General features: G+C 70.1%; 14 protein-coding genes and 2 pseudogenes. 9 read left to right on the forward strand and 7 right to left on the reverse strand.

Going from position 1 to position 18487, the window contains the following annotated elements; genetic code table 11:
- Positions 1 to 255 precede the first annotated feature (255 nt).
- From AB0L74_RS21445 to AB0L74_RS21455, 3 genes are all read left to right on the forward strand, one after another.
- On the forward strand, positions 256 to 1887 hold the full coding sequence (locus tag AB0L74_RS21445) for a hypothetical protein (RefSeq protein WP_365654493.1): 1632 nt from the start codon (positions 256 to 258) through the stop codon (positions 1885 to 1887).
- 60 nt (positions 1888 to 1947) lie between these two features.
- On the forward strand, positions 1948 to 2475 hold the full coding sequence (locus AB0L74_RS21450) for a hypothetical protein (protein ID WP_365654496.1): 528 nt from the start codon (positions 1948 to 1950) through the stop codon (positions 2473 to 2475).
- A 436-nt stretch (positions 2476 to 2911) separates the two neighbouring features.
- On the forward strand, positions 2912 to 3118 hold the full coding sequence (locus tag AB0L74_RS21455) for a hypothetical protein (RefSeq protein WP_365654580.1): 207 nt from the start codon (positions 2912 to 2914) through the stop codon (positions 3116 to 3118).
- 101 nt (positions 3119 to 3219) lie between these two features.
- Here the strand turns inward: AB0L74_RS21455 and AB0L74_RS21460 are convergent.
- Both AB0L74_RS21460 and AB0L74_RS21465 read right to left on the reverse strand, forming a co-directional pair.
- Positions 3220 to 3395 (reverse strand): annotated as a pseudogene (locus AB0L74_RS21460) (response regulator transcription factor); the annotation flags it as partial.
- A gap of 24 nt (positions 3396 to 3419) precedes the next feature.
- Positions 3420 to 5066 carry an RICIN domain-containing protein gene (locus AB0L74_RS21465; RefSeq protein WP_365654499.1) on the reverse strand — a complete coding sequence of 549 codons (1647 nt, stop codon included), beginning with the start codon at positions 5064 to 5066 and terminating at the stop codon, positions 3420 to 3422.
- Between the two features lie 367 nt (positions 5067 to 5433).
- On the opposite strand from AB0L74_RS21465, the gene AB0L74_RS21470 reads away from it, so the two are divergent.
- A complete protein-coding gene (locus tag AB0L74_RS21470) occupies positions 5434 to 7044 on the forward strand; it encodes a glycoside hydrolase 43 family protein (protein WP_365654571.1) in 1611 nt (536 codons plus the stop codon).
- Positions 7043 to 7197 (forward strand): annotated as a pseudogene (locus AB0L74_RS21475) (endo-1,4-beta-xylanase); the annotation flags it as partial. The gene AB0L74_RS21470 and the pseudogene AB0L74_RS21475, both read left to right, overlap by 2 nt.
- Before the next feature lie 50 nt (positions 7198 to 7247).
- Here AB0L74_RS21475 and AB0L74_RS21480 read toward each other — a convergent pair.
- Positions 7248 to 8261, reverse strand: a complete 1014-nt coding sequence (locus AB0L74_RS21480; protein ID WP_365654502.1) for a LacI family DNA-binding transcriptional regulator — start codon at positions 8259 to 8261, stop codon at positions 7248 to 7250.
- 372 nt (positions 8262 to 8633) lie between these two features.
- Between AB0L74_RS21480 and AB0L74_RS21485 the strand changes: the two genes are divergently transcribed.
- From AB0L74_RS21485 to AB0L74_RS21495, 3 genes are all read left to right on the forward strand, one after another.
- Entirely contained in the window at positions 8634 to 9599 is a 966-nt protein-coding gene (locus AB0L74_RS21485; RefSeq protein WP_365654505.1) for a glycoside hydrolase family 6 protein, read from the forward strand.
- An 87-nt stretch (positions 9600 to 9686) separates the two neighbouring features.
- Positions 9687 to 10961: a glycoside hydrolase family 6 protein gene (locus AB0L74_RS21490; RefSeq protein WP_365654507.1), complete on the forward strand. Its 1275-nt coding sequence runs from the start codon at positions 9687 to 9689 to the stop codon at positions 10959 to 10961.
- Positions 10962 to 11187: 226 nt separating this feature from the next.
- Positions 11188 to 12723, forward strand: coding sequence for a non-reducing end alpha-L-arabinofuranosidase family hydrolase (locus tag AB0L74_RS21495; RefSeq protein ID WP_365654574.1), 1536 nt, complete (start codon positions 11188 to 11190; stop codon positions 12721 to 12723).
- A 79-nt stretch (positions 12724 to 12802) separates the two neighbouring features.
- On the opposite strand, the gene AB0L74_RS21500 is transcribed toward AB0L74_RS21495, so the two are convergent.
- From AB0L74_RS21500 to AB0L74_RS21510, 3 genes are all read right to left on the reverse strand, one after another.
- Positions 12803 to 13042: a hypothetical protein gene (locus tag AB0L74_RS21500; protein WP_365654510.1), complete on the reverse strand. Its 240-nt coding sequence runs from the start codon at positions 13040 to 13042 to the stop codon at positions 12803 to 12805.
- Positions 13043 to 13112: 70 nt separating this feature from the next.
- A complete protein-coding gene (locus tag AB0L74_RS21505; protein WP_365654513.1) occupies positions 13113 to 13559 on the reverse strand; it encodes a hypothetical protein in 447 nt (148 codons plus the stop codon).
- A 16-nt stretch (positions 13560 to 13575) separates the two neighbouring features.
- Positions 13576 to 14241: a hypothetical protein gene (locus AB0L74_RS21510; RefSeq protein WP_365654515.1), complete on the reverse strand. Its 666-nt coding sequence runs from the start codon at positions 14239 to 14241 to the stop codon at positions 13576 to 13578.
- Positions 14242 to 14458: 217 nt separating this feature from the next.
- Here AB0L74_RS21510 and AB0L74_RS21515 point away from each other — a divergent pair, with 217 nt between their 5' ends.
- Positions 14459 to 15055 (forward strand): hypothetical protein, encoded by a 597-nt coding sequence (locus tag AB0L74_RS21515; protein ID WP_365654518.1) that lies wholly within the window; start codon positions 14459 to 14461, stop codon positions 15053 to 15055.
- A 476-nt stretch (positions 15056 to 15531) separates the two neighbouring features.
- On the opposite strand, the gene AB0L74_RS21520 is transcribed toward AB0L74_RS21515, so the two are convergent.
- On the reverse strand, positions 15532 to 18318 hold the full coding sequence (locus AB0L74_RS21520; RefSeq protein WP_365654521.1) for an AAA family ATPase: 2787 nt from the start codon (positions 18316 to 18318) through the stop codon (positions 15532 to 15534).
- Positions 18319 to 18487 lie beyond the last annotated feature (169 nt).

Here is an 18487-nt window from a genome sequence, read left to right on the forward strand (position 1 = left end):
GAGGTTGGCGAAGGATCAGTGAATCGGGCACCTTTGTACGGCACGCGTAACCTATTGTTGGCAGTCTTCGGCTACCCACAAGTCGACTTGTCCTCAGACAGGGAGCGCGTCACCTTGGTGGTTCCTGACCAATTACCTTCCGCCCCGCGTCCTCTCGGCGAGCCGGATCGCTCCCCCGGCCGATGCTCCGATACCGAGACCACCCGCCTCCTCTGCGCAGGGACCTATCTCTCCGCTCGCTTCCGGCGCCAGGTCGTGAACCTACTCGTCAAACACGACGAAAAAGCACTTGCGCCGACAGCCGGTGTTGACGTCTTCGCGGTACTGGCCCACGCAAGGCAGGCCGAAAGACTTGAGCGGACAACAGGTGCCTGGGTCGCTGTGACGTGGGTGCTCTTCGCCCTGGCAGATCTACTTCTCTTCGATGCGCCTTTCACCTGCGACAAGGAGGACGTGAAGCCGGGCATGGCCTTCTACGGCTACATCTCCCCGCTTCCCTCCGAATGGTTCCGGGGTGAGTTCCATTGTAAACTGGGCGAGAACTTCTGGGTGTTCAACTACACCTGCGTGTCCTTGCTGCTGTGGTTGGCAGGAAGGAGCTCGGGGCGGACAAGGAGTGTGTACGAGGCGAGCGGCCAGGCATCCAGACACTCCGCCCGGTTCCTGTTCACCGTGATCGGCCCCGCATACCTGCTGGCCGCGTACTGGGCGTCAGCATTCCTCGGTGTCTGGAAGAATCCCGCCCACTGGGTGGCGGTGGCATTCCCCTTGCTGCTGGCCACCCCCGTGTGGGTACACCGCCGCACCATCGAGTGCATGATGCGCGATCAGTTCCACGCCAATACCTTCGGGCAACGGCATCCGGAGAGGCTGAAAGGGCCCGCATGGCTCCAGGACGTCGGGAAAGCCATCAAAAGGGAACAGGACTCGAAGATCGTCCTGTACGACGTGGACCAGGGGTTTACCGGTCTGGGCCGGGCCGCTTCGGAACGCATGCCCATGGTGACAGACCTGAAGCACAAGCCGGGCGCCGTTCCCGAACCGCTCACCGCCGCCGATGTGCTGGGTGTCGTTCGGGACGAGCTGGAGGAACTCCGCAAGGACACCGGCTCCCGCCCGCAGGTGGACCGTCTCAAAGAAGTGCAGATCGACGACCTTGTCTACCTGCCGGCAAGGCCGCCGAGGGCCTTGGTCGATCACGAGCAGGAGGCTGCTGAGAGGCACCTCCGCGAGGCGGTCGAAGAAGGCGGCGAGGCTCGGCGGTACTACCTGCGGGCCCGGATCTCCGCATGGGAGCAACAGGTCGCCGTTACTGCTTTGGTACGGGTCTACGTCCAGGGCAAGTCACTGACGCTGGAGGTCTTCCTCTACGTCATGGATCCTTTGCAGCCGGTGTTCGAGCTCGTCGACGCGATCGCCGATCAGGGCCCTGACCTTCCGGTGTCGTCGGTGGTACGAGCCCTGCTCACGGCTCCGGCCTCCGGACTCACCGCCATCTTCTCGCTCGCGAGCTCAGTTGAGGACATGAGGGTCTCACTGAGGCGACGTTTGGAGCGCCGGCACGGCTGGGACACTCCGTCTCAGGGGGCTTCGGGCTCGGTACGCGAACTCGCCGCCGCGTACAAGGAGTCACCGATTCTGGAGATGGACGTCAACCGCTACCTCGCAGCGCTTGTGGAGCGCATCAAGAACGGGGCAATCCGAACACTGCGCGAGAAGGGCTACGACACCGGGCAACTGGAGCAGCAAGTCATCCATGTGAGCAACGGCGGCATTTTCATCGGGACGATGAGCGGGGGCGCGGTGGCGGCCGGGCGAGGCGCCCGAGCCCGCAACGTCCGCGCGAAAACCGTCGGCGCACCGCGCCGGGCGGGGGCCCGTGTCTGAAGGCGCGACGAGGCGTACGTCGGCCGGAACACAGAGCAGGGAGGCAGTGTGAGCGGGAACGTGAGCGAGCAGGACAGGGCCACGGGCACAAACCTCGACGCGGACACCGACGAGGCTTTGCCGGGTGCGGAGTCACCGGGCGGCCTCGTCATCGGGGAGCTCACCGGTGGAGCCGTCGCGGCAGGGCCGCGCGCGGAGGCCGAGGATTCCGGCAGGCAGATCGGTCGGCCCGCCAACGGGGGCGCCTTGCCCTTCCCCGTCCTACCCCCGCTCCCGGGCGGCATCGCCATCGGACGGATGACCGGGGGCGCGGCGGCCGCCGGTCCTGATGCCCGGGCCACCCACCAGGCGGAGCGGTTCGTCGAAGCCACGCCCGAACTGGTGCAGGCGCTCGCGCTGTTGCGGCGTGAGGCAGGCGAACTGTCCGTGGAAGCCGCCCTGGCCGAGGAAGAGATCCAGGCCACCAGCGGGGTGGGGCATGGGCGACTGCGAAGGCTCGCCTCGCTCGCTGCCCAGGCCGCAGGATCCGTGGGTGCGCAGACCGCCACCGCGGTAGCCGCCGGGACGATCACCGGAATGCTGGCATGAGCAGTTGGGAGGCGGAGCAACAACGGTGGGATCGCTCGGCGGAGCTGAGCTATCGCCTAAGGCGCGCCAGGTCCCTGGAGCGGAGGCTGCGCATCACAGCCGTCCTCCTGGCGGTGCTGGCCGCCGTCACGATCGGGGGCAGGTGTCTGGCCAGTTATCGCTGACGGCCGCAGCAGTCCGAGGACGCGGGACAGAAGGAACGCCGCGCACGGGCTCTACGACAAGGAACCTTGCCAGCCTGACGTTGAGCCCGCAGCGATCAGCTGTGTTCGGCCCCCCTGTCGGCGATCGCTCGCAACAGCTTGCGAGCCCGCTCGCAGACGTGCTCTGGATCTTGCCTCTCGTTCAGGGTGATGACACGCACGCGTCCCGGACGTGCAGGGCGCCCTGGCGCGTCCGGTCAGCCCGGTGAAGCGGCGCACAAGCTGCCCGTCGAATGGCGGAACAGGCCGATAAGCGGGTCCGGGAGCGGTTCCAGGCCGCCCGGGACGAGGGCGGCCTGCCGGCCGACACCGACCCCGCGGCTCTGGCGCGCTACGTCTTCGCCGTCGCTCACGGGGTGGCCGTCCAGGCGGTGAGTGGTGTGCCCCGCGGGCGACTCCGGGAAACGGTGGAGCTGGCCCTGCGGGCGTGGCCCTCCTGACCTCCGCGGCACGCCACCCGGGCACGGCCGCCCGCTTGGAAGGGATAGCCGCCGCCTTTCGCCGACGGCGTGCCGGGAAGCCGGACCGTGACGAGGAGACCGCCAAAGGGCCCGGGGATACCGCGATCGAGGACCGCGAGGTCGCAGGAGCTGACGCCGAGCAGTCCCAGAGCGGAGTCGCCGTCGCCCGCCCTGCCGGCGGCTTTCCCCTCCGGCCGCAGCCGTCACGGTCGGCCGCGGCCGGGCAGGGCTCCGCCTCCACGCTCAGGACGCGCACGCCTGAAGCCCGGACAGCACGTCCTCAGGCCCGGGTCCACTTCTGGTTGGCCTGACCGTTGCACGTCCACAGGATCAGCGGAGTTCCGTTGGCGGTGCCGGCCCCGCTGACGTCGAGGCACAGCCCGGCGTGGACGTTGCGGATCGACCCGTCGGAGCCGACGGTCCACTTCTGGTTGTTCTGGCCGTTGCAGGGCCAGGTGATGACACGGGTGCCGTTGGCGGTGCCCCGGTCATAGGCGTCCAGGCACTTGTCGCCGAAGACGCGGATCTCGCCGCCGGCCCAGGTGGTCCACAACTGGTTCGCGGCCGTGTGGCAGTCCCAGACCAGTACCGTGGCGCCGGCGGCGGTGGAGGCGTTGTCCACGTCCACGCAGCGGCCGGACGCGGTGCCCCGCAGGCGCGAGGTGGTGGCGGCCAGCGGGCTGCCGCCGGAGACCCGGAACACGGCCACGCCATGCGCGGGGACGCTCGCCGAGATCTGCCCCGATGTACTCGACGTGCCGCCGGTCCACAGGTCGGTGAGGGTGAACGGTCCGCCGGACAGGCCCACTTGCGCGGCCGTCGTGGTGACGGTCGCGGTGCCGCCTCCCCGGTTGAACAGCCCCACCGCGACCGAACCGTCCGACAGGGGTTTGGCGAACACCTCGGTGTCACCGTCGTCGCGCACCCTGCGCCCGCCCGCGCCCAGCGGATCCTGGTTCACCGCCAGCAGTCGCGGGTTGCGCAGGATCGCGCTCACGTCGGCGGACATGGTGCGGATGTCGTTGCCGGCCATCAGCGGGGCGCCCAGCAGGGCCCACAGGGCGAAGTGGGACCGGGACTCGGTCAGCGACAGCCCGGGGCGGCCGACGACGAGCATGTCGGGGTCGTTCCAGTGCCCCGGGCCCGACTGCGCCGCCAGCGGCGCGGTGACGTCCAGGACGTTGCCGACGCCCATCGGGTAGCTGTTGGTGTTGCCGTTCTGCCAGATGTCGAGCAGGTCCTCGGTCGTCCGCCACAGGTCGGCGACCCCGCCCCAGTCGTAGGTGGCACCGGTGATGGCGTGCAGGCTGTTGGGGTTGATGCTGTAGACGATCGGCCGCCCGGTGGCGCGCAGGGCGTCGCGCATCAGCGTGAAGCGCGCGACCTGCTCGTCACGGGTACCGCTCGGGGAGCACCAGTCGTATTTGAGGTAGTCGACACCCCACGAGGCGAACGTGGCGGCGTCCTGGACCTCGTGGCCCTTGCTGCCCGTGGCTCCGGGGTAGTTGCCCACGGCCTGCGCGCAGGTGCGTTCGCCCGGCGCCTGGTAGATTCCGAACTTCAGGCCCTTGCTGTGGATGTAGTCCCCGAGCGCCTTCATCCCGCTCGGGAACTTGGTCGGGTGCGCCCGCAGGTTGCCGGACGCGTCGCGCTGGGGATCGAACCAGCAGTCGTCGACCACCACATACCGGTAGCCGGCGTCCCGCATGCCCGAGGACACCATCGCGTCGGCGGCCTGGCGGACCTGGGCCTCGGTGATCCCGCACCCGAAGCTGTTCCAGCTGTTCCACCCGAGCGGTGGGGTGAGCGCCGGACTGCCGGGCGCGGCCGAGGCGCTGGAGTGGGCAGAGGCCGTCACGGACGCGGTGGCCGTGAGCGCGGCGGCCGCGAGGAGGCGGAGCAGTCGTCCGCCCGATCGTCTGAGCACCAGAGGCTCCTTCGAACACGGAAAGAGACAGAGAGACGTTCGAAATTTCGGGTGCCATTCGGAAAGTTCATGCGCCCCACGGATACTAGAGAGGCGTCCGACCATGTCAACACCGCCGACGGGGGCGGCTCACCCCAGCGTCCGGCGAGGCCGCAGGGCGGCCCATCTGCGCCATCTGGCCGTTGACGTGCAGCAACCCGGCATCGATCTTCTCGAATGTTTCGATGTGACAGACGAACTCTGCGCCAGGTATTGACGGGGCTCACCGGCCTCCTATCATCCAGAATGCTCGACACGTCGATCCATATTCGATATTTCGAACGCAATGGAGCCGCTCCGCACCGACGAAGCCGAGGAGAACACCACCATGAACATGTCATGGGCGCATCAACATCTCTCCCGTCGCCGAGCGCTGGCGGCCACCACCGGCCTGGCCGCCGGAGCCTTCCTTCCCCACGGGCCCGCCCACGCGGCCGCCGCGACGTACACGAACCCGGTCATCTGGCAGGACTTCGCGGACATCGACGTCATCCGCGTCGGCGGCACCTACTACGCCTCCGCCTCGACCATGCACTACTCGCCGGGCGCGCCCGTCTTACGCTCGTACGACCTGGTGAACTGGGAGATCGCCGGTCACTCGGTGCCCGTCCTCGACTTCGGCGCCAAGTACGACCTGAACGGTGCCCGCGGCTACGTCCGGGGCATCTGGGCGTCGTCGCTGGCCTACCGCCCGAGCAACAGGACCTTCTACTGGCTCGGTCAGATCGACTTCGCCAGAACCTACGTCTACACCGCCGCCGCCGTCGAAGGGCCGTGGAGCCGGCACACGACGATCGGCACGCCGTACTACGACGCGGGGCTGCTCGTCGACAGCGATGACTCCCTGTACGTGGCATACGGGAACACCACCATCAGCGTGGCCCAGCTCTCGCCCGACGCCCGCACCCAGGTCCGCACCCAGCAGGTGTTCACGACACCGTCGAGCGTCGGCACCCTCGAGGGCGCCCGCTTCTACAAGATCAACGGGCAGTACTACATCTTCCTCACCCGCCCCGCGAACGGCCAGTACATCCTGAAGTCGTCGAGCGGTCCCTTCGGTCCGTACACGATGCGGCAGGTGCTCCTGGACCTGCGCGGGCCGATCCCCGGCGGCGGCGTCCCGCACCAGGGCGGGCTGGTGCAGACACAGAGCGGCGCCTGGTACTACCTGGCCTTCGTGGACGCGTACCCCGGTGGCCGGATGCCTGCCCTGGCCCCGGTCACCTGGACCGCGGACGGCTGGCCCGTCGTGAACCTGGTCGACGGCGCGTGGGGCACCTCGTACCCCAGTCCGGTCGTGCCCCCTCCGCCCCGCCAGGTCACCCCCATGACCGGCGTCGACACCTTCGACGGCACCACCCTGAAACCGAGATGGGAGTGGAACCACAACCCGGACAACACCAAGTGGTCGGTCGGCAACGGCCTGACCCTGCGGACCGCGACCGTCACCAACGACCTCTACTGGGCCCGGAACACCCTTACGCACCGCATCCAGGGGCCCGCCTCCACCGCCACGGTCCAGCTCGACCACTCCGCGATGCGGGACGGCGACCGGGCCGGACTCGCGCTGCTGCGTGACTCCTCCGCCTGGATCGGCGTCAAGCGCGAGGGCGGCGCCACACGGGTGGTGATGGTCAGCGGGCTGACCATGGACAGCAACTGGAACACCACCGGCACGGGCACCGAGGTCGCGAGCGCGACCGTCTCCGGCGGCCGGATCTGGCTGCGCGCGAGCGCGGACATCCGCCCCGGCGCGGCACGTCCGGGGACCTTCTCCTACAGCACCGACGGCACCACCTTCACCCGCCTCGGACCCGCCTTCTCCATGGGCAACGACTGGCGGTTCTTCATGGGCTACCGGTTCGCCCTCTTCAACCACGCCACCAAGGCACTCGGCGGCTCCGTCCGCGTCACCCGGTTCGAGCTGTCCACGCCCTGACGTCGCCGCCCCCGGTGTCGACGTCCAGATCACCGAGCCGGACACCGCCGGGCGTCGCCGACCGCGTACGCCAACGCGGTCAGCGCCCGCACGAACGTCACACGCCGCACGGACATCACCGTCTGGGGTATCCGCGGCGGCGACTCCTGGCGCGGTGCCAGACCCCGCGAGCCCGGCGTGATCCAACGACAGACCCTAGGCCGTCAGGCGCTGGAGCGGACGACCAGACGGGTGGGGAGGATCAGCGGGGTGGGGTCCTGCCCGTTGACGAGCGCCACGAGCATGCGCGCCATCTCCCGTCCGAAAGCCTCTATGGGCTGATGGACGGTGGTGAGCGGCGGATCGGCGATCCGGGCCACGGTCAGGTCGTCGAAACCGACCACGGCGACGTCGGCGGGCACCCGCCGGCCGGCCTCCCGCAACGTGCGCAGCGCTCCCGCCGCCATGTTGTCGTTGGCGGCGAACACCCCGTCCACATCGGGGTGGTTCGCCAGCAGTACGGACATGGCGGCGGCTCCGCTGGGTTCGGTGAAGTCCCCCTCCTGCGGCGGGAACGGATCCAGACCGGCCCCCAGCATGGCGTCACGGTAGCCGCGGTACCGGGCACGCCCGGCCTCGGTGTCCAGCCGCCCGCAGATCGCGGCCACGCGCCTGCGGCCGCGCGAGAGCAGGTGCTCCGTCGCCTCGCGCGCTCCGCCGACGTTGTCGACGTCCACGTACCAGCGGGGGACCGGACCAACCGGGCGCCCGCCGAACACGACGGGCATCTGCGCCTCCTCGGCCAGCGGTGCCAGCGGATCGTCCTCGCGCACGGCCATCAGCATGACGCCGTCCGCGCCCTTGGACCGAATCAGCTCCCCGACCCTCTTACGGCCCCGGTCGGAAGCGGCCAGGCACAGCATCAGATGCAGGTCGGCCTCCTCCAGGGCGGCCGACGCCCCCACGATCACCTGGGCGAAGAACGGATCGGCGAAGATGGACGGATCCTCTCCCGAGACGACCAGGGCGGCCGCTCCTGACTGACGAGTGGCCAGAGCCCGGGCGGTCGGATTGGGTACGTAACCGAGTTGCCGGACGGCCCGTTCGACCGCCTCGCGCTTGGCGCGGCTGACATGCGGAGCGTTGTTGAGGGCGCGGGAGGCCACGGAGCGGGAGACACCGGCGCGTTCGGCCACCTCGTCGAGCGTCGGCCGCCGACGCGGCGCATCTTCTGCCATGAACCATGAGCCCTTCCCTCGCGACCGGACGGGCAGCGTCTCACCTCGGCCCACGCCGCTGCCACCCGCTGGTGGACGACCGGGCGACGGCCGGGAGCGCTCAGGGCCGGAGGACTGGGAGCGCTTCCAGTCTCAGGAGTCCCGCACTCCCCTTGCACGCTGAAGACGCGAAGGCGGCTCGCGTTAACCCTTGACAGCTCAACTGCCCCGTCACACCATACCGACCACACCCCAACGGTTGTGCCGCGCCGTTGGGAGCGCTTCCAGTGGGAACGCTCCCAGAAAGAGCCGTACCCCCGCACTTCCTCAGCGCGTCGCATGCTCGGGCCGAGAGCGTGCGACGCATCCCTGCCAGGAAAACGAGGTTCAGTCATGCGCCGCAGACTCCGCGCCCTGACCGCAGCGCTCTTCGCTCTGCCGCTGGCGCTCGCCGTCGCACCGTCCGCCCACGCGGCCGACCCGACCACCATGACCAGTGGGTTCTACGTGGACCCCGACTCCAGCGCGAAGAGGTGGGCGGCCGCCAACCCCGGCGACGGCCGGGCCGCCGCGATCAACGCCTCCATCGCCAACACGCCGATGGCCCGCTGGTTCGGCTCCTGGAGCGGCACCATCGGCACCGCCACGGGTGCCTACGTCGGGGCGGCGGACAGCCGGGACAAGCTGCCCATCCTCGTCGCCTACAACATCTACCACCGCGACTACTGCGGCGGGCACTCCGCGGGCGGGGCCGCTTCGCCGTCCGCCTACGCCGACTGGATCGCCCAGTTCGCCGGCGGGATCGCCAACCGCCCGGCCCTCGTCATCCTCGAACCGGACTCCCTCGGGGACTACGGCTGTATGAACCAGGCGCAGATCGACGAACGCGAGAGCATGCTCGCGGGCGCCCTCGCCCAGTTCAACCGCCAGGCCCCCAACACCTGGGTCTACATGGACGCCGGAAACCCCGGCTGGGCCGACGCGGCGACCATGGCCCGGCGCCTCCACGAAGCCGGCCTCCGCCAGGCTCACGGCTTCTCGCTCAACGTCTCCAACTACTTCACCACCGCCGAGAACACCGCCTACGGCAACGCCGTCAACAGGGAACTCGGCGCCCGCTACGGCTACACCAAGCCGTTCGTCGTGGACACCAGCCGCAACGGCAACGGCTCCAACGGGCAGTGGTGCAACCCCTCGGGCCGCCGCATCGGCACGCCCACCCAGACGGGCGGAGGCGCCGAGATGCTGCTGTGGATCAAGACCCCGGGCGAGTCGGACGGCAACTGCGGCGTCGGAGCCGGCTCCACGGCCGGACAGTTCCTCCCCGAGGTCGCCTACAAGATGATCTACGGCTACTGACCCAGGGCTTAGCCGCCCGCCCGGGCGACCGGCAGTCCGCCGGGGCGGCGGGGCTCCCTCGCCCCTCTCTTCGACCAGGAAGCACCCATGAGTTCACGCAGCCTACGGCGCCGCGCGGCCGCCCTCGTCGCGGCCCTCACCGCCTGCGTCGCTGTCACCGCGACGCAGGCACAGGCCACACCCACGCAGGACGTGATCACCCCGGCCACGAAGTTCTACGTGGATCCGCACAGCAAGGCCGCGAAGCAGGCTCTCGTGGACCTCGGGAACGGCGACACAGAGAACGCCACGCGCATGGCCAAGCTCGCGAGCTGGCCGCAGGCCGCGTGGTTCACCGAGGGCACGCCCGGCGAGGTGCGCTCCAAGGTGAGCAGGCTCGTCCAGCGGGCCGGGGCCGTCAACCGCACGCCCGTCCTGGTCGCCTACAACGTCCCGGGCCGGGACTGCACGCAGTACTCCAGCGGCGGAGCCGCGTCCTCCGCCGCCTACCGGCAGTGGATCGACGCCTTCGCCGCCGGCATCGGGAAGGGCAAGGCGGTGGTCGTCGTCGAACCGGACGGCACGGCCCTCCTCCCCAGGGACTGCGGGCCCGCCGTGGATCCGGGCGGTGAACTCACGGCCGCCCGGATCGCCGACCTCGCATACGCCGTCAGGACCCTGAAGGCCCAGCCCCGCACGGCGGTCTACCTGGACGCGGGGAACGTCCAGTGGCGCCCCGTCGGCGAGATGGCGCGGCGGCTGCTGGACGCCGGGATCCGGTACGGCGACGGCTTCGCCCTGAACGTGTCCAACACCCACCCCACCGACCACAACACCAGGTACGGCACCTGGGTGGCGAAGTGCATGTGGTTCGCCACCCGGGGGCCTGAGGAGGCGCGCGGTCACGCCGAGCGGTGCGCCGGCCAGTACTACTCGTCCGCCGCTCCCAACGACGGCGCCCCCGGCAACGCTGTCTCCTCCGCCGACCCCGCCACCTGGCGGTGGACCGACGCCTGGTTCGACCAGAACGTGGGCACCCCGCCGGCCGAGGCGCTGCATCACTTCGTGATCGACACCAGCCGCAACGGTCTGGGCGCCTGGACCCCGGAGCCGGGCAAGTACAGCGGGGATCCGGAGGCCTGGTGCAACGCGCCCGGCCGTGGTCTCGGCCCGCGCCCCACCGCCGGCACCGGCGTCCCCCTCGTCGACGCCTACCTGTGGATCAAGATTCCCGGTGAGTCCGACGGCAGCTGCACACGCAACACCGGCGGGACGATCGACCCCGAGTACGGCGTCGTCGACCCGCCGGCCGGTACCTGGTGGCCCCAGCAGGCCCACACGCTGGCCCGCAACGCGTCGCCCCGCCTGACATTCAACCGCTGACCTCAGCCGGGGGATGGGCCGGTCCCGCCATACCGGGACCGGCCCACGACATCGCGGCCGTGGTGCACGTGATCACCCTGGGCCTCGCATCCCCCGCCTTTCGACCATCGTTCGATATCTCGTTCAAGAGGAGCGCCCCCGACAGCGTCCACGGGTCGGCTCCGCACCACGGGCCTGTCGCCCGACCGCTCACACAGCACTCAGCGAGGGAGAGTCCATGACTGGCATGCCCATGACATACGCACGAGGGTGGAGACACGGCAGACGAACAGCGGTGCTCTCCGCGGTGACCGCTCTGCTGGCGGCGCTCTTGTCCGCGCTCGGTGCCGCCGGGACGGCGCAGGCGGCCACCGTGGATCCCAACGCGTGGTACGTGCTGGTCAACCGGGACAGCGGCAAGGCACTCGACGTCTCGGGCGCGGACACCGGCAACGGCGCGGCCGTCCAGCAGTGGACCCGCACCGACAGCGCCCACCAGAAGTTCCAGTTCGTCGACTCGGGCGGCGGCTACTACCGGCTCAAGGCGCAGCACTCCGGCAAGGTACTGGACGTCTACAACTACTCCACCGCCGACGGAGCGGACATCGTGCAGTGGAGTGATCTCAACGGCACCAACCAGCAGTTCCGGCTGGCCGATTCACCGGACGGTCACGTCCGGCTGGTCAACCGCAACAGCGGCAAGGCCGTCGAGGTGCAGGGCGCCTCCACCGCGGACGGCGCCAAGATCGTGCAGTACGCCGACTGGGGCGGGGCCAACCAGCAGTGGCGGCTGGTCCGCGTCGGCAGCGGTTCCGGCAGCGGTTCACTGCCGTCGACGTTCCGCTGGTCGTCCAGTGGCGTCCTGGCCGGCCCCAAGCCCGACGCCCAGCACCCGCAGGCGCTGGCGATCAAGGACTTCTCCGTGGTGCGGCACAACAACCAGTGGCTGACGTACGCGACGACCGCCAGCCCCTCCGGCTGGGGCCTGGTCCAGTTCAACTTCTCCGACTGGTCCCAGGCCGCCGCCGCGCCGCACACCTACCTCGACACCGCCTCGGCCATCGGCCCCGGCTACCGGGCCGCCCCGCAGGTGTTCTACTTCGCGCCGCAGAACCTGTGGTACATGGTCTACCAGACCGGTCCGCCCACCTACTCGACCAGCACCAACCCGGCAGACCCGCGCTCCTGGTCCGCGCCGCGCACCTTCATCTCCCAGGAGCCGCCCATCGTCACCCAGAACAAGGGCGACGGCACCTGGATCGACTTCTGGGTCATCTGCGACACGGCCGACTGCCACCTGTTCTTCAGCGACGACAACGGCCACATCTACCGCGCCCAGACCAGCCTGGCGAACTTCCCGAACGGCTTCGGGAACACGCGAATAGTGCTGTCGGACACCAAGTTCAACCTCTTCGAGGCGACCAACGTCTACAAGGTCGCGGGCCAGAACCAGTACCTGCTCATCCAGGAGTCCATCGGCTCCACCGGCCGGCGCTACTTCCGCTCCTACACCTCCACCAGTCTCACCGGCACCTGGACACCCCTGGCCGCCACGGAGAACGAACCCTTCGCCGGCCGCGCCAACGTCACCTTCCCCGGCGGCGCCTGGACCCAGGACATCAGCCACGGGGAACTCGTCCGCGCCTCCAACGACCAGACCCTGACCATCAACCCGTGCCGGATGCAGTACGTCTACCAGGGCATGGACCCCAGCGCCGGCGGAGACTACCTCCGCCTGCCCTGGCGCATGGGCCTGCTCACCCAGACCAACTCCACCTGCTGACCGAATCCTGGCCGAGAAATCGCCCGCCCCGCCGGTGGACTCGACACCGGCGGGGCTCGTCACTTTCCGGGCGTCGCGGCTAGAAGAAAAGCCACGTGGCGATCTGGCCGCTGTTGTTGACGGAGAACACGGCTTCTCCAGCTCCCTGGGGCGGGTTCTGGTTCGCGACCGCGGCGGCGGTGACCGCATCGGCGTAATTGCCCATCCAGCGCCACCGGCTCGCGTCCTCCAAAGTCGCGGTCCGTTCCTTGAGCGCGATCCCTTCTTCAAGGGTCATGACTGTGTCGGCGGGAATCTGCGCTTCGTAGTCGGAGGTCATGGTGGTACTCCTTCACCAGTGTGAGAGAGTGGCGCCTCGCCCTTTCTCAGCGAGGCGCCGCTCGAAAAGGTCACCCTTCGGGCTGGAAGCGGAGCTTTCGGTTGCGCCACCAGCCCCACACGGTGATCCGGTTGAGTCCCTTCCGCCGCCGGGCACAGCCTCCGCACTCGGGAATGCGTGCTCGGCGCGTAAGGGCGGATACCACGTCGCCCAGGCCGATCACTCCTCTGCGCCAATGGTCGGTGCCGAGAGAAAGGATCTGACGTTCGAGGCTTTCCCAGGGCACGGGCATCCCCGGAACGAGTTCGACGCGCCGCTTTTCCTCCGCGCTCAGGATCTCGACATCCGGGTGTGCGAGGAGTCGCTGGGCGGCCTCCTCGTCGATGGTCCCGACGTACGCGGTCCCACGGTCGCGGACGACGACCCCCTCGGGTGCCTCGTACTTCAGCACGGGCGGTCTGTCGCTTTCCGCCCGCTGTACGACCGGCACGGCCAGCCAGTGGACGACGGCTTTCACGTCACGGCCTCCCGTGTCACTGGTGACAGCAGCCGACGATGGGTCTGCAGAGCCATCCGCAGTCGCACGCCACGCAGGCCGCGCACTTGGCCGCGCAGTACCCGCAGGTGGCCGCGAGGCACGCGACGATCGCGGGCAGGGCGCCCAGGGGGAGGCACCCTCCCAGCGAGGCCAGGCAGGTGGTGCCGCAGCCGCCGATACAGCTCCTGAACGCGTCCCAGAAGCCGTCCGCGTCCACGAGGTTCCCGCTCTCGTCGAGAACGCTCTCCTCGGCGAGCTGCCAGTCCCCTCCCTCGGGTACGACAAGGGACCGCACCTTCCTCCCCCGCCCCGAGGCGGTGGCCTCCGCCGCGGGATAGGGAGAGGCGTCGGCGAATATGAGACCCATCGGCCTCTCGTCGGGACTCGACAGACCGGCGAACAGCATGCGCGCGGAATACTGCGACACGCTCTGCCCGCTGTCCGGATCGGTCACCGGGCGCTCGAAGTCGGCCTCATAAACCAGGCCGAAGGCACTCTCGATTGTCACCGGCGCGTCGAACTCCACGGACGCCGCACTGGCGCTCCGCAGCTCGGCCAGTCGCAGCTGCGGGTCGTTTTCCAGCTCTTGCCACTGTGCCCGCGCGTCTTCATCGAGCAGAAGCTCCGTCCGCTCCCGCACGACCAGAGGAGGTCTCGTCATCTCTCCGTCCTCGCTTTCCTGTGGACCTCGCGGCGCCCGGAAGGACGGCCGCTTCTATATCGTCACCGCGCCGCGAGGAGTCGGCATCTCGTAGCAACGTCCGCCCGGCGCACCCGCCTTGGTCATCAATAAATTGCAAGCTAAGTGCGCCATAATGAGCCCTGTGCGTGGAGAGGGAACTGTCCCTGTGACGGTGCGTTTGCCGTACGGCACTCGGGTGAGGATTCGTCAGCTGCTGAGCGACGAGAAGTGCCGGTACCGGGAGCTCGCCGACGACGAGCGGTGGGACCTGGCCGGCCTCGGCCCCCGTGAAGCCGCGGCCGTGCGCGCCACGCGGCGCCGTGAGGTGTCCCGGGCCCGTGAACGCGGAGAGCTCCTGGACTCCGCGGACCGGTTGGTGACCCTCGGTGTGCGGCGGGAACTGCAAGCGCGGGGGTGGGACCACTCCTGGCCGGACTACCCGGAAGAGGCCCGCGGCCCGGGGCGGTGGCCCGGTTCACCGGACGGAGGCTTTCCCGAGAAGCTGTCGTTGCGGCTTCCGGCCGATCTGGTGCACCAGGTCCGGGCCGCGTGCTGGCACACGTCGGCCGACGCCCTCGCCGCCCTCCTGGACTGGCGGGACCGGCACCCGCGGGGCGTATCGCGTCACCACCGGGCGCCTGCCGGGCACGAGTGCGCCCTGGAGACATACCGCCTGCTCGCCGCCCGCGTCACCACCACCGGTGAGATCTGGCGAGCGGGAGTCCAGCGCGGGATCGACGCCTGCCAGGCCCTGAGGCGTTCCCGTCCGCACCGCTTCCCGGCGGCTCCCTGAGGACCGCGATCAGTAGGGTCGCCTCACGGTGGACCGCGGCTTCCGCGCATCGGGGCCGTCCGAGGGCGCGGCGGCGGGCGGGTGGCCGCGTTCGGAAGCTTTCTCGGTCCGCGGCGTAGCGCCCCGTGCCGCCAGACAGGGGGCTCCGGACGCGAGACCAGGCCGGGTCGAACGCAGCCCGCCCCGCCGTGTCCGGCCGTCCCCGCACATCCCGTCCAGTGGAGCAGGACCGCGGCTGCGGTCACCGGCGTTCTCAGCCGCTCCCGTGCTCCGGGAACGGCCTTGTGGGCCTCCGGCTCCAGGCGGGCGTGGCGCATGGTGGCCTGGAAGGCCCGGGCTTCGGTGTCACGTGGAACCGAGGCCGCCACACCGGCCCGCAGGAGCAGGCCCACCTGTCCTGGTGGAGTCAGCCGCGCCTGCCGGCAGTCCGGCCGGCGGGACCCGAGGACCCTGACCGGCCGCCGGGCCCCGGCCGGTCACGCGGTGTCGGACTGGTCCTGCGCGAGGCTCACCGGGAGATCCGCCCGCCGGGTCACATTCAACTTCCGGTAGACACGGGTGAGATGCTGCTCGACCGTGCTCACCGTGACGCACAGCCGACGCGCTATCTGCCGGTTGGTCAGACCTCGCACCGCCAGTGCGGCGACCCTGCGCTCGGAGTCCGACAGCAGGGCGACGGCTCCCCCGCCGGGCAGCTCCAGATCGGGCGGCACGGCCTTGACCTTGTGCTGGCCGAGGCCGGGCAGGCTCTCCTCGGCCAGCGGGTACGCCCCGCAGGCCCAGGCCATGTCGCTGGCCAGCCGCGCGGTCATTCTCGCCCGGTCGTTATCCCCCTGGGCCTGTTGGTGGCGGCTCATCGCGGCCAGCGCACGGGCGTGCTCCAGCCGGTCGCCGCTCTCGTGCAGTATGTCGACGGCCTCGGCGAGGAAACGTTCCGCCTGTTGTCCGCCCACCGCGGCGGCCAGCACGCGGAGCGTCAGGCCCTGGGTGCGGGAGCGCCCGGGCCGGAGCAGGGCGAGCTGGGCCTCGGCCAGCGCCCGGGCCTTCTGGCGGTTGCCGAGCCGGAGGTAGACCTCGGCGGCGGAGGTCCGCCAGGGAACGATCGCGGGCTGGTCCAGGTGCCAGCTGCCCAGCACCTCGCCGCAGAGCATGAACTCCCCGAGCGCCGCGTGCAACCGTCCCGTCGCCAGCCAGTAGCGGCCTCGTGCGTGCATGTATTCCATGCCGGGGCGGGACTCGAACATGGTGTCCGGCACGGGCTGCCTCAGTACCCGTTCCGCCTGTTCGTACGTGCCCGCCTCGGTGCAGGCGAGCAGCAGTACCGAGAGTGGCATGCCCACGGTCAGCCCCCAGCTCTCCGGCTGCGCGTGGGACAGCGCGAATTCGGCCCGCTCCCGTGCGGTGGGAAGGTCTCCGCAGCGGTACGCGATCACGGCGCGGACGGAGGCGAAGACCGCCTCCCAGCCCGGGGACCGCCGTTCCGCGGCACTGGCCAGCAGGCCGTCCGCCCAGACGAGGGCGCGGTCGAGGCGGTCGGCGTAGACGAGGGTGAGCAGGGCCGCTTCCACCGCCTCGTATGTCTCCTCCGACAGCCTGCTGCCCTGGAGGATTTGTTCGGCCTGGGAGACGGATGCCTGATCGGGACCGTGCTGAAGCACCCTGGACTGCGCCTGGAGCGCGGTGAGGCGTGCGACGAGCCGTACCGGGACCGGCCCGCTGCCCGTCGCCTCGGGCTCGGGCGGGAGCGACTCGAGCAGCGGGGGGCACAGGCCCGCGAGCCACATGCGGGTCATGCGCAGTTCGATGTCCTCGGCGTCGTTGCCTGCGCGGAGTTTGGACAGTGCCTCGGCGGCCTCCGGCAGCCGCCCGTACCAGACCAGACAGCGGATCAGGGCCAGCGCGGGGTGGCTCGGGACCATGTCGCTGTTGAGCAGCCCGTCGAAGAGGGCGAGCGCCCGCGTGGTCGTGTCCGGGTCCATCCGCCAGGAGGCCGCCACCAGGTGCGGCACGAGGCGGGTCAGCTGACCGTTGTCGGTGCTCGAGCGCACGGCGAGTTCCAGGAACCGGAAGGCGTCCTCGAGACGGTCGTCGAACAGGGCCTGCTGGGCGCTGCGTTCGAGCAGGGGCAGCATCCAGGGCTCGCTGGTGGTGTCGCCCGCGAGCAGGTGCCGGGCCACGGTCTCGCCGTCCGCCCCGTCGTGGTGCAGTTGCTCGGCGGCGCGCCGGTGCATCTCGTTGCGGTCCGCCGTCGTCAGGTCCTGGAGAGCGGCCTCGCCCATCGCGGGGTGGCGAAGAGTGCCGTCGCCGCTCAGCAGACCTATGGCGGCCAGTTCCTGGAGCTTGCGTTCGACGGCCTGCGCGCTCGCACCGGCCAGCCGCTCCAGCAGGGAGCGGTCCGCCTGCTGGAGGACAGCGAGCCAGCGGGCGATCTCCAGGGTGCCGTCGTCGCTGCGACGCAGACAGTCGAGGACGGCCTGGGCGAAGGAGTCCCCCGGCGCCGGCCCGTCCCCTGACAGGAGTGGGAGGGAATCGGTGATGATGCTGGCCGCTTGCCGGTCCTGGACGAGGGCGCGGACGAGTAAGGGATTGCCGCCGGTCGCCGCGTGGTACGAGGGTGCCAGCCGCCTGGCGTTCTCGGGTCCGTAGTGGCCGGTGAGGATGCGCTCGACCCCGCTGGGAGGCAGTCCGGCGAGCCACATGTTCAGGCAGCGTGGCTGGCGCAGCAACTCGGCGCGGAAGGCCCGGTAGTCGGCGCGCCGCGAGGGGCGCTCGGTGAAGACGAAGCCCACTCCGTCGTGGTCGGCGTGGGCGGCACATTCCTGGAGGAACCGCAGGGAAGCGGTGTCGGCCTGCGTCAGGTCGTCCACCGCGATGAGCAGAGGCGTATGGCGGGCGGCGGCTCTCAGCCAGTCGTGCAGTGCGTGCGTCTCGTCGGCCCGCAGCGGTGAGCCCCCGGCCTCGGTCCGCTGTGCGGCGGCGTCCAGCAGGCCGCTCACGGCCGAGGTGTCGGTCCCGCGCCGTTCGGCGCTTCTCAGCAGCTGGCCCAGCACGCCCAGTGGCGGGTTGCTCTCATGCGGCGGCGCGTGGGCCGTCCACACGGTGACTTCCCGGTCGGCCGCGAGTCTCCGTATCTCCCGCAGGAGTTCTGTCTTGCCGGTGCCGGCCGGTCCCGAGATCAGGACCAGTGGCCCGCAACCGGCGGCGGACGCGTCAAGTAAGGCCCCCACGCGGGCCAGTTCCTCATCGCGCTCGACCAGATCCACTTCAGCGCACCCCCCACTCATTCGGGTAACGGTCCCTTCGGTGTCCCTGTGATCACTCTAACTAACCCGGAGGAGGCTGGTCCGGCCGCTTCGGCGCGCGAGGGGGCAGGCACTCAACGTGACTGGCTCATGCGCTTTCCGGCCGATGGGGAGTTTTCCGGAAGATCGG

The sequence above is a fragment of the Streptomyces sp. NPDC052020 genome, from assembly GCF_040680575.1.
Taxonomy (GTDB): Bacteria; Actinomycetota; Actinomycetes; order Streptomycetales; family Streptomycetaceae; genus Streptomyces.